4 protein-coding genes are annotated in these 12,943 nt (G+C 73.2%); 2 read left to right on the top strand and 2 right to left on the bottom strand.

Translation table 11 applies throughout. The features are described from left to right. Positions 1-29: 29 nt before the first annotated feature. Complete coding sequence (locus C1I95_RS00980; RefSeq protein WP_111211825.1) at positions 30-3,302, top strand: non-ribosomal peptide synthetase; 3,273 nt, start codon at positions 30-32, stop codon at positions 3,300-3,302. Further along, complete coding sequence (locus C1I95_RS00975) at positions 3,271-9,096, top strand: type I polyketide synthase (RefSeq protein ID WP_158566234.1); 5,826 nt, start codon at positions 3,271-3,273, stop codon at positions 9,094-9,096. Before C1I95_RS00980 ends, C1I95_RS00975 begins: the two co-directional genes overlap by 32 nt. Before the next feature lie 3 nt (positions 9,097-9,099). Here C1I95_RS00975 and C1I95_RS00970 read toward each other — a convergent pair whose 3' ends face one another. Continuing rightward, positions 9,100-11,163: a hypothetical protein gene (locus C1I95_RS00970; RefSeq protein ID WP_146605604.1), complete on the bottom strand. Its 2,064-nt coding sequence runs from the start codon at positions 11,161-11,163 to the stop codon at positions 9,100-9,102. A 9-nt stretch (positions 11,164-11,172) separates the two neighbouring features. After that, a complete protein-coding gene (locus C1I95_RS00965) occupies positions 11,173-12,930 on the bottom strand; it encodes a carbamoyltransferase family protein (protein ID WP_111211822.1) in 1,758 nt (585 codons plus the stop codon). Between the last annotated feature and the right edge of the window lie 13 nt (positions 12,931-12,943).

The following is a 12,943-nucleotide window of genomic DNA, read 5'->3' as shown; positions in this document are numbered from 1 at the left end:
TTCGTGGTTGAAGCCGTCAGGAGCGCCGCGTGGGTGGATCGCCGTACCGGCCGGACGATCCCGACGACCTCGCCGTCACGCCGGCCGAACGGCGGCTCTGGCTGCTGCACCGGATCGCCCCGGACGACCCGGCATACCACGTGTGCCTGCCGATCCGCATCGACGGGTTGCTCAACCTGGCGACCCTCCGTCTGACGGTCGTCGCCCTGATGCGCAAGCACCCGGCACTGCGCTCCCGCTACGTCGAGCGCGACGGCGAGTTGTGGCGACGGGTAGACCGCCGAGCGATTGATCCGATGGCACTGGTCGAACTGCCCGCCGCGCAGGTTCCCGCCGTCGTGCGGGGCATCGCCCGCCGCCCGATCGACCTCGCCGCCGGCCCGGTCACCCGCTGGACCCTGCTGCGCGTCCGCCGCGACGAGCATGTCCTGGTCTTCTCGACACATCACATCGTGTTCGACGGGGCGAGCCTGGCCCCTCTCAGCGCCGACCTGACCTCACTGAGCGCCGCACTGGCCGCGGGACGACCCCCGCCCGCAACACTGGAGGACCGCGGCCGGGGTGGCTCCGACACTGACGACGACGCGCCGGTCCACCCGCCGGACGACCATGACCGACCGGCGGACGATCTCACGTTCTGGCGGCGGCAGATGTCCGGCCCGCCGACTCCCGTCTCGATCTGGCCACCCGACGCCGCACCCACCGGCCGGCCCCGGACACCGGCCGCTGTCACGTACACCACCATCCTCGGCTCCGACGAGGTGGACCACCTCCGCCGCTTCGCCCGCCACCGATCCGCCACCATGGCCATGGCCCTGCTGGCCGGGCTCGCGGCCACGATCCACCGCTACACCGGCCACCACGACCTTGTCATCGGCACCCCGGTCAGCCTCCGCGAAACCCCTACCGACCTGGCCCACATCGGGCTCCGGCTCAACCCGCTGCCGCTACGCCTGCGACCCACCCCCGCCACCACTCTCGACGCTCTCGTCCGCCAGTGCCGCGACACGCTGCTGGACGCCGTGGAGCACCGGCACACCCCCTTCGAGACCATCGTCGACGTGGTCGGCCCACCACGATCGCCACGGCACACCCCGCTGTTCCAGGTGCTGCTCACCTACCAGACCGAACCGTCCGCACCCCGGCTGCCCGGCGTGGTCACCACGTCGCTGCCACCGCCGACCCCGGCCGCGAAATACCACCTCAGCCTCACCGTCACCGCCACGGCCGACCGGGTGGCACTGACCTTCGAAGCCGACGCGGCCGAGTGCCGCGCCGACACGCTGGAAACCTTTGCCCAGCACGTCGGCGAGTTGCTGCGGGCGGGCATGGCCGATCCGCAGCGCCCGATCGGGGCCCTCGCGGTGTCCGGAAGCACGGCCGCGCCGTACCGCCGACGGATCGAGTCCAGCGGCGCGCCAGACGGCCTCGCCCGCCTCGTCGAACAGACAGCCGACCGGCAACCCGACTCCGTCGCCGTCTACGGTCACCACGAACAGGTGACCTATGCCGCCCTCGATCGCCGCGCGAACCAGCTCGCACACGAGCTGCGGGCTCGTGGCATCGCACCGGAGCAGGTGGTCGGGGTGTACCTGCCACGCACCCCGGACCTCCTCGCCACCCTTCTTGCCGTGGTCAAAGCCGGTGCCGCCTTCCTGCCGCTGGATCCCGACCTGCCGGCTCACCGGATACGGCTGATGCTGACGCAGGCCCGGGCGACGCTGTTGGTCACCACCACCGCACTGGCGGCGCAGGCCGGTCACCGCGGTCCGACCCTGCTCATCGACGCCGGCGACACCGTCGCGCGCGGTCGGCCGCGCCGCCGGCCGCGGGTGCCGACCGACCCGGCCAACCTGGCGTACGTCCTGTTCACCTCCGGCTCCACCGGCCTACCCAAAGGTGTGGCGATCACCCAGGCAGGAGCCGTCAACTTCCTGCGCTGGGCGACGGGGGAGTTCGGCCGCGACGCGCTCGCCGGCCTCGTTGCCCTCACCTCCGTCGGCTTCGACCTGTCGATCTTCGAACTGTTCGCCCCGCTCGTTGCCGGTGGCGCGGTTATCCTGGTCGACCGCCCGCAGGCACTCCCGCCGCACCCGGCCGCCCCGCAGGCAACCCTGGTTAACACGGTGCCCTCGGTGCTCGACGCACTCATCGACGCCGACGCGCTGCCGGCCGGGCTCCGGTGCGCCAACCTGGCCGGCGAGCCGTTGCCCCGTGAGCTCGTCTCCCGGCTGCGTCACCACCTGCCGGACCTGACCGTCCGCAACCTCTACGGACCGTCCGAGGCGACCACGTACGTCACCAGCGGCATGGTGGGCGACGGCGACGGGCCCCCCGCGATCGGAAGTGAGGTCGCCGGGGCGCGGATCTGGCTTGTCGACACCGACGGACATCCGGTGCCCGACGGCATGCGCGGCACCCTGCTCGTCGGTGGCCCGCCGCTGGCCCGGGGTTACCTGCACCGTCCCGCGCTCACCGCCGAGCTGTTCGTGCCGGACCACCTCGGGCCGGCGACGGGGGACCGGCTGTACCGGACCGGTGACCTGGCGCGGCGTGGGAGGACCGGCACGATCTGGTTCCTCGGCCGGCTGGACCGTCAGATCAAGGTGCGGGGTGTGCGGATCGAACTCGAGGAGATCGAGCGAGTCCTGCGCGACCACCCGGCGGTCCGAGACGTCGCGGTGGTGCACACCGCCGCGCCACACGAGCGGCTCGTTGCGTTCACCGTCCCCGGTCCCGTGCCGCCCGAACCTGGCGAGCTGGCGGCCTACCTGCGGCAACGGCTGCCCCCGGTGATGACCCCGACCGCCTGGTCGACCCTGGACCGGCTGCCCCGCACGGACAACGGCAAACTGGATCGGCGCCGGCTCGCCGAGCACGCCGCCGGCGTCGCACCCGCCCGAACCACCGCCGTGCCGCCCCGTTCCGAGTTGGAGCGGACCATCGCCCGCGTCTGGTGCTCCGTCCTGGACCGGCCGGACGTCGGCGTGCACGACGGCTTCTTCGACCTCGGGGGCAACTCCCTGCTGCTGCTCAAGCTTTACGGTCAGTTGCGCGCCGCGATCGACGGCGACCTGCAGGTGGTCGACCTGTTGCAGTGGCCGACCATCGCCGCGCTCGCGGACCGGCTGCAAGGATCGGGCCGCACCGAGCATGCCGCCGCCGGCAACGCCGCACCCGCTCACCGGCCGTCCGACGCTGCCGCCGGCCGGGGACGGGCCCGCGCGGCCGCACGCCGGGCCGCCCTCAGACGTCGCGGAGGTGAAGCCGATGACGACGACGCCGAGCCGACCGGCCGCTGACGACCCGGCCGGCGCCGAACCGGTGGCGGTGGTCTCCATGGCCGGCCGGTTTCCGGGAGCACCCGACATCGGCACCTACTGGGCGAACCTCTGCGCCGGCATCGAGAGCATCACCAGGTGGACACCGGACGACGCGATCGCGCGTGGGACCGAACCGCGACGTGCCCGCGACCCGCGATTCGTCGGTGCCGAAGGGGTGCTCGAGGGTGACGACCTCTTCGACGCCGAGTTCTTCGGATTCACGCCCCGGGAAGCCGAGCTCATGGACCCACAGCACCGGATCTGCCTCGAGGTGGCGTGGGATGCGTTCGACACGGCGGGATACGACCCCGCCACCCTCGACCGCCCGGTCGGGGTGTACCTCAGCGCCGGACTCAGCGCGTACCTGATCCGGAACCTGCTACCGCACGGTCGGCTGCTCGACCAGGTCGGTGGCTTCCCGCTGCTGATCCACAACGACAAGGACTTCCTGCCGTCGACGGTCTCCTACAAGCTCGGCCTCACCGGGCCCAGCATCGCGGTGGGGACCGCCTGTTCGTCCTCCCTGGTCGCGGTGCACCTCGCCGTGCAGGCACTGCAGGCCGGGGAATGCGACCTCGCGCTGGCCGGTGGCGTGTCGCTCCAGGTCCCGGCCCGCCAGGGCTACGTCTACCGGGAGGACGGCATCTACTCCCCGGACGGCCGGTGCCGTGCCTTCGGCGCCGACGCGGCCGGCACGGTGGGTGGTAGCGGTGCCGGTGTCGTCCTGCTCAAACGGCTCTCCGACGCCCGCCGCGACGGTGACCACGTCCACGCCCTCGTCGTCGGGTCGGCGGTGAACAACGACGGCGCGGCGAAGTCCGGCTACACGGCACCCGGGGCCGACGGACAGACCGCCGTCATCGCGGAGGCCCAGGCCGTCGCCGGCCTCGCCGCCGACGCCATCGGGTACGTCGAGGCGCACGGCACCGGCACACCGCTCGGCGACGCCGTCGAGATCAGAGCCCTCACCAGAGCCTTCCGGGAAACCACCGGCCGACGCCAGTACTGCGCCATAGGCTCGGTCAAGCCGAACATCGGACACCTCGACGCGGCAGCCGGCGTGGCCGGTCTGATCAAGACGATTCTGGCGGTCGAGCACGGGCTCCTGCCGGCCAGCCTGCACTGCCTGCCGGCCAACCGCAGCCTCGGGCTGGCGGAGACCCCGTTCCGCTTGAACCCCACCACCACCGCCTGGCGGCAGCCCGACGGGCCTCGCCGGGCAGGGGTGAGTGCCTTTGGGATCGGCGGCACCAACGCCCACCTCGTCGTGCAGCAGGCCCCGACACCGGCTGCGGAGCCAGCACGGCGGCGCTGGCAACCGTTGCTGCTGTCCGCCTGCGACGCCGATGCCCTCGCCGAGGCGCGGGGACGAGTCGCCGCGCGGCTACGCCAGCCCGACTACCCGCCACCAGAGCGCACCGCGCTGGCGCAACTGACGATCACCGCGGCCGGGCAGCGCGCCTACACGCACCGCGCCGCGGTCGTCGCCGAGACCGCCGACGCCACCGCCGCGGCGCTCGACACCGCCCCACCGAACCGCGACCTGCGTCAGCTGCTGCCTGACCGGCGGACCGAGGCGGTCGCGATCTCCGACCGGCCCGTGGTGTTCCTGTTTCCCGGCCAGGGCGCCCTGCCGGCGGCTCTCGCCGACCTGGCCGAGGACGAACCGGCCCTCGCCCACCACCTGCGTACGTGCGCCGCCGCCCTGCTGCCATGCGGCGTCGACCTGTGGGCCGCGTTGAGAGGTGCGGGCGGCGACGATCCGACCATCGCGCAGCCCGCGCTGTTCGCGGTCGAGTACGCGCTCGCGCAGACGTTGCGCGGCTGGGGGATCGAGCCGTCCCTCGTGCTCGGACACAGCCTGGGTGAGTACGCCGCAGCCACCGTCGCCGGCGTGTTCGATCTGCCGGAGGCGCTGCGTCTCGTGTCGGCCCGTGGCCGACTGTCGGCGCAGCTGCCGCCCGGCGCGATGCTGGCGGTCGCCAGTTCCCCCAGCCGCCTCCACGATCTGCCCGGACAGGGCCTGACGGTCACCGCCGTCAACGCCGCGGACCAGTGCGTGGTCTCCGGTCCGGTGGCGGCCGTGACGGCGCTGGCCAATCGGCTGCGGCGAGCGGGCGTCACCACCCACCGCCTACCCGTCAACCGGGCGTACCACTCGCCCGCGGTGGACGGCATCCTCGCGGACTACCGCAAGGAGGTGGCCCTCACGACCCGCCGGGCCGCCGGAATCACGGTGATCTCCGGAATAGCTGGCGGACCAGCATCGGCGGACGACCTGAGCAACATCGACTACTGGGTACGGCAGTTGCGGGAGCCGGTCCGGTTCGACGCCGCGCTGGGGCAGGCGCTGCGACTCGACGACGCGGTGCTCGTGGAGGTCGGCCCGGGCGCGGCGCTGGGCGCGCTGGCGCTGCGGCACCCGCACCGTACGCCGGCGCACGTCGTGCACAGCGTGCTGCCACCCTCCGGGCCGGAGGGCGACACCCGGGCGGTACGGGCGTCGCTGGCGACCACGGCGGCACGGCTGTGGACCGCCGGCGTCAACGTGGACCGACCGGCGCTACTGCGACCCGCACCACCGGCCCGCCGTCCACTCCCCGCTCGCCCGCTGCGCCGGCGCCGCATCTGGATCGAGCCTCCGGCCGGGGCGGACCAGCCCGGCGGGCAACGGGTCGAGCCGGCGGTCGTCGACATCACCGCCCACACCGAGAGCCTCGACCAGCTGTCGCGTCCGCACGGCGCCGCCGATCCGGACATCGCGACGGCCGCTGCGGCATGTGACCAGCTCTGCGCGGCACTGGCACTGCGATTCCTCACCGAGACGGGAGTGGACACCGCCGCGGGTGCCCGGCACCGGCTCGCCGACCTCGACGCCCGGTTGCGACCCCTGCCCGCCTACCGCCGCCTGGTCAGCTACCTGCTGGACATTCTGGCCGAGGACGCCGTCCTGGTCCGTGCGGGTGACGAGGTGGTGTTCGCCGAGCGGGCGGCCGACCCGGACCCGGACCTGCTCGCCCAGCGTCTCGTCGCCGGGTTCCCCGCGTACCGCGGAGTCGTCGAACTGGTGCGGCACTGCGTACGCCACTACCGTGACGCCCTTCGGGAACCCGGCGCGGCGCTCGCCGTCCTCTACCCCGAGGGACGCGGTGACTTCCTGCAGCGGGTACTCGGCCAGGCCGGCGACCAGCGGCCGGCCGACGACGTCGACCGACAGATCCAGGCTCTGACCCGGCTCACCGACCACCTCACCGCAGGCCACGAACGCCCAATGCGGGTGCTAGAGGTCGGCGCCGGTGCGGGGCGGCTCACCCGGCAGCTCGTCACCGCGCTCGGCAGCCGGGCCGACTATCAGGCCACCGACATCTCACCGATGTTCGTCGCGCACCTGCGCCGGGAGGCGGAGCGCGGCCGTGCGCCGATACGCGTCGGGCTGTTCGACGTCACCCGGGACCACGTCGCCCAGGGCTACCCGTCCGGCGGCTACGACCTGGTCGTGGGCCTCGACGTGGTGCACGCCACCCCGGACGTGCCGGACACGCTTCGACGGCTGACCCGGCTGCTGGCACCCGGCGGGGTGCTGGGGTTGGTCGAGACCACCGCGACCCACCGGTGGCTGTCCATGGTGTGGGGCCTGTCCGAGGGGTGGTGGTCGTTCGCCGACCGGCTGCGCGACCGCACACCGCTGCTGGACCATGACGGTTGGCGTACCGCCGTGAACGCACTCCCCGGTCACCGCGGCGTCGTCCTGCCCGAGGCAGCCGCCGGCGGCGACCGCGGCGACGCCGCGTTGATCCTGGTGCAAGCCGTCGCCGGGGAACACCAAAGCCCGCCGACCGGGCTCCCGGCCGCCCTGCCCGCCCGGCAGCCCGACATGGCGGACTGGTGCTACACGCCGACCTGGCGGCGGGCGCCGATGCCGGCCAGATCGGCCGTACCGGGGACCTGTCTACTGTTCGCCGCCGGTCCGCTCGGCGACCGGGTCGGCGAGGAACTCAGCGCGCGTGGCTGCCAGGTCACCGTGGTCCGGCCCACCCCCGGGCGCTCGACCCCGTCGAGCCCGGCGGCGAACCATGGGGACGTGTCCGTCGAGCCTGGTGACGACGAGGCCGTGCGGCGGATCCTCGCCTCGGTCCGCCCCGATCTGGTGGTGCATGCCTGGCTGGCGGACCTGCCGGTCGGGCCGGCGGCGGAGACCAGCCTCCGGGACCAGGAGTACGGGCTGCACCACCTGCTGGCGATCGCCCGTGGTCTCGGCGAAACGGCGGCCGGAGCCGTGCGGCTGTCGGTCGTCACCCGCGCCGCGCAGGACGTTGTCGGGGGTGACCTCGCCAACCCCGGCCAGGCCACCGTGTACGCGGTCACCAAGGTCGTGCCGCGTGAGCTGCCATGGGTCCGATGCGACAGCATCGACCTGCCCGAAGGCGGCGACCCGGATCGGGACGCCCGGCACGTGGTCGGCGAACTCGTCGCCGACCAGTCCCGGCCAGCGGTCGCCTACCGTGGGGGACGCCGGTGGCTACCCGGGTTCGAGCCGGCCCGCCTGCCCGAACCCGACCGGTTCGGCGACGCACTGCGACCCGGCGGCGTGTACCTCGTGGTCGGTGGGCTCGGCGGTATCGGTCTCAGCCTGGCCGCCTCGCTCGCATCGCTGCCCGCGACCGTCGTCCTGACCCGACGCGAGCGGTTCCCGGCACCCGAGGAATGGACGGCGTGGCTCCGGGCGCATCCCGAGGACGACCCGACGGCGCTGTCGATCCGCCGCCTGCGGCGGATGCAGGAAGCCGGGGGACAGGTCGACATCGCCCAGGTCGACGTGACCGACCGGGCCGGCATGCGCAGCGTCGTCGAGCGGGTGGTGACCCGGCACGGCCCGATCACCGGCGTGATCCACGCGGCCGGCGTACCCGACTTCGGCGGCATGATCCAACGTCGCACCAGGGACGACACGGTGACCGCGGCGGCCGCCAAGATCGAGGGCACCCTCTCGCTCGTCGCGGCGCTCGGCGACCAACGCCCCGAGTTCGTCCTCCTCAGCTCCTCGATCGGCACCGTGCTGCACCACCTGAAGTTCGGCGAGGTCGGCTACCTCGCCGGCCACGAGTTCCTCAACGCCTACGCCGCACACCGCGCCGACGACCCGACAGCACCGCCCGGCGTGCTCGCCGTGGCCTGGACCGACTGGTTGGAGGCCGGCATGTGGGCGGCGGCGCAGCGCCGGCTCGCCGGCCGCTACGCCCCGTCCTCGCCGACGGCACTGCGACCCGACAGCGACATCCTGCACGGCATCACCGCGGCGGAAGGAACGGAAATCTTCCGCCGGGTGCTCACGCACCGCCCCGCCCCGACAGTGATCATCTCTACCCAGCCGCTCGACGAACTCCTCGCCGTGCACGCCGCGTACACCCCACAGGCGCATGTCGCGCTCTTGGAGACGATGGTTCCGGTACCGGGTGCGCGCCGAGGTCCGGAACAGCCGGACCGGCATCCGGCGCCGGAGACGCGGACCGAGCAGGTCCTCGCTGACCTGTGGAGCGAGCTGCTGGGGTTCGACCGGCTGGGAATCGACGACCACTTCTTCGACGAGCTGGGTGGCGACTCCCTTGTGGCGCTCCGGATGCTTGCCCGCGTCCGCGAGGCGACCGGGGTGACGCTGCCCGTCGCGCAGTTCTTCGGCGCCCCGACGATCCGCACCCTGGCCGCCCGCCTCGATGGTGCGCAGCGACCGGAGCCGGAGGACAATCTGGCGGGCGACGACGACGTGTTGATCTGACCGTTACTGGCCCCTGCCGGCGGACAGGAGCAGCCGGGCCTCGTGGACCTCGCCGAACAGTGGCAGCACGTACGCGGGCCTGCCGCAGCCCAGCGCCTCCGCGTCGCGCTCCACCTGGCCGGTCGGATCCCGGCATTCGGGCGGCCAGATCACCGTGATCCAGTTGACTCCGGGACGCAGCGCGTCCGTGGGGACCGCCAACCGGGTCGAGGCCCACACCGGGGACGGTGGCAGGTCGCCCAACCGGGTCGGTCCGCAGTACACCTCGGCCGTCGAGCCGGAGCCGGTCGGCATGCGGTAGGCGATCGACAGGATGCCGTCGACCGGTGCGTCGACCGCGAAGCCGAAAACCGAGCGTCGAGCGGTCGCGTGGTGATGGGCCCGGGGAGCAGCCCAGTTCGGGAGCGGATGACCGTCGGGGTGCGGTGCGGCGACGAGGTCGATCTCCTGGCGTGCCGGGTGTCGGCCGGCGTCGGATGCCGGTGCGCGCTCCGGCTCGTCGTCGGCCAGCAGGTCGTCGAGGCAGGATCGAAGGGTCCACAGCTCCGGGGACAGGGCGGGTTGCGCCGCCAGGGCGGCGATGAACGGCCAGACCTGTGCGTCTCCCGCCAGCCGGGTAACGGCCGGGTGCGTCCAGGCCGGCTTCGGTGCGGCGAGCACGTCCCGGGTGTCCGCGAGCAGCGGCCGTACGGACGGCGCCAGCCGCAGCGCCGCAGCGAGCCGGGCCCGGACGGCGTCGGCCGGCTGTCCCTGGTACGCCAGGTGGGCGGCGGCCCGTGCCAGGACGAAGCCACGTGGTTCGGGGTCGGGCAGCCCGGCACCGGGACGGGTCGAGCCCGGCGGCCGGCGGCAGATCGCGTCCGTGACCGCCGCCATAGCCCGTTCGATGCCGGTGTCGGACAGGTGGCAGTAGTCGTGGAAGTTGGACTCGTCGGGCAGGTCGGGCAGGTCCGCTGCGGCGAGCACCTTCCGCAGGTCGACGCACGGCCAGCCGTGGGCGTCCGCATAGGACACCAGAAGATCCTGTACGGCGCGGACCGCCCGGGGGGTGTACCGGACGAGCAGGCCGCACACCGCGTCGCGGGACTGCTCGAAGCCCTGGCGGGCCAGTGCGCCGTCGCCGAGCCGGGTGGCGGCGAGGCCGAGCAGATGCCCGGGGATCGGGCTGCAGCCGCCGTCCAGCTGCGCCATGCGCCGGGCCAGCGCCGGCACCTCCTGCGGGCGGTTGTCGGTGAGTGCGTGCTGCGCCTCGGCCCGCAACGCGTACCACTGCCGCAGGGCGGACGCAGGCAGGGCGGTGGTCTCGATGTCCGCCGGTGGCGTCCAGCCCCGCAGGTTGAACTCGGGCACCACGATGATGATCTCCGCGCCGCAGTTCTGCCGGGCAGCGGCGAGCAGGTCGAGATAGCGGCGCGCCGGCGGCAGCACCACGGCCGACTGGAATGCCCGCCGCAGGCCGGGGTAGCCGCCGGCGGCGAGCGCGTCGGCGAGCTCGTGGTGCAGATCGAGGCCGTCGGGGCGCTCCGTGGTGGCCGGACCGGCCGCCGTCAGGCCGGGCGGTGGCAGGGCCCAGTTGTTGCCGGCGAACGACACGATCACATCCGGTTGGAGTGCCGCGACACGTTCGGCGACGTGGCAGAGGTCGTGGCCGTCGGCCCCGGTCTTGGACAGGTCCACGCACTGGTAGTCGCCGGCCCGGGCCAGCTGGCCGGCGAGCACGCCGGCCGGGGTGAAGCCGGGGCCGTGCGGCCAGCCACGGGCGGCCGACTCGCCGAGCAGGACCACCCGCCGGGCCGCTCCGGCACCGGGAATGTCGGTGACCGGCGACCAGTCGGCGTGGGCAAGGTCCGGCTGGTCGGGTCGACGGAGCAGCGCCACCCCGTCCGGGCTCGGCGCGATCCGCCACGGCCCGATCGTGTCGTCGCTCGCGGTCGGCGCGAGGTGTCGGGCGTCGTCCCGCCGCCGCGCGGCGTGCTGCAGGTCGGTCAACACCACCGTTCCCCGGCTGTCCGCGAGCAACTGGGCGAGCTGCTCCAACGCGGCGCGCAGTCGCCGATCACCGGTCATGTCGACCACCTAGACGAAGCTGTAGACGTCGGTGGGGATGCCGCCCGGGCGGACCGGCGCGACGTCATCGACGATGTCGTGCCAATCGGGGGGCAGGTCGGCGCGTCGCAGCACGATGTCCTCGACGGCGAGGGCGTCCAGCCGGCAGCGGACCAGACCCGCGAGGGCGTCGGCCGGTGTGCAGACGATCGGTTCGCCGCGCAGGTTGAAAGAGGTGTTGAGCAGGATCGGGTATCCGGTCAGCGCCCCGAACGCGGTGAGCAGCGCGTGGAAGCGGCGGTTCACGGCGGCGTCGACGGTCTGCAGGCGGGCGGAGCCGTCCACGTGGGTCACCGCCGGAAGCGCGTCGGGATCGCGTACCTGGGCGACGTCGAGCATGAACGGCGAGGCGACATCGAGGTCGAAGAAGTCCCGGGCCCTTTCGGCGGCGACAGCCGGTGCGAAGGGGCGGAACGCCTCGCGCTGTTTGACGAGGGCGTTGAGGTGATCGCGGGTGTCGCGACCGCGCGGGTCGGCGAGGATCGACCGGGCGCCCAGGGCGCGTGGCCCGAACTCCATCCGGCCCTGGTACCAGCCGACGACCTTGCCGGCGGCGATCATTGCCGCCACGTCCGCGACCAGGTCGCCCTCCCGGCCGCGGTAGCTGAGGTAGGGCACGCCGGCGAGGTCCAGCGCCCGTTGCAGCTCACCGGTGTCGTAGGCGGGACCGAGCCGGGCGTCCGACAGCCGCCGGCGGGTGTAGGTGCCGGTCTCCCGATGGTGCACGATCGCGGCGGCACCGATCGCGCCGCCGGCGTCGCCCGCGGCGGGCTGGATGAAGTGCGCGGTGAACGGACCGTCGCGGCGGATCCGGGCGTTGGCGACGCAGTTGAGGGCTACCCCGCCTGCGTAGCTGAGGTTGTCGCTGCCGGTCTGCCGCGACAGATAGCGGACCTTGTCCAGCAGGATCTCCTCCAGCACGTGTTGCACGCTGCGGGCGAGGTCCCGGTGGAACTGGGTCACGGGCTCGTCCCTGGCTCTCGGCGGCGCGCCGATCCGCTGCGCCAACGCATCCCGGTACATCCGGTCCGGGGTGGAGAAGTCGAAGCAGCTCTGGTCGAGGCGGAACTGGCCGCCGGCGAGGTTCTCGACGAGCGTTTCGACCCGGCCGACGAGGGTCGGTCGCCCGTACGGCGCCAGCCCCATCACCTTGTATTCGTCACTGTTGACGTCGAACCCCAGGTAGCTGGTAACCGCGCTGTAGAGCAGGCCCAACGAGTGGGGAAACGACACCTCCTCGAACAGTTCGATGCCCTCCGGGCCGCCCCGACCGTAGCTGGTCGTGGTCCATTCGCCGACCGCGTCGGCCGTGAGCAGCGCCGACTCGGCAAAACCCGAGCAGTAGAAGGCGCTTGCCGCGTGGGCCTCGTGGTGGGTCACCGACATGACCGGTCCGTCGTAACCGAGCAGCTCGCGGATCTCACGGTACGGCCGATCCGCGTCGAGGCGGCCGAACCAGTGCGGCGCGGCGGACGGCAGATCCGGCAGGCCCTGCCAGAGTTGACGGCTGAGCCGGGCGGCCGGGCTCTCGTAGTACGCGATCCGGTCGACGTCGGCGATCGTCAGTCCGCCCTGGCGCAGGCAGGCCCGCATCGCCTGGGCGGGCATCGCCGGCTCGTAGCGTCTCCGGGTGAACCGTTCCTCCTGGGCGGCGGCGACCAGTTCGCCGTCGACCAGGACCGCGCACGCAGCGTCGTGGTAGAGCGCGGAGACGCCGACGACGATCATGGTCGTGGGCGGT

It is taken from the genome of Micromonospora craterilacus, from assembly GCF_003236315.1.
Taxonomy (GTDB): domain Bacteria; phylum Actinomycetota; class Actinomycetes; order Mycobacteriales; family Micromonosporaceae; genus Micromonospora; species Micromonospora craterilacus.
Note: the sequence above shows the minus strand (reverse complement) of the source record. Positions and strands in the feature narration are given on the sequence as shown.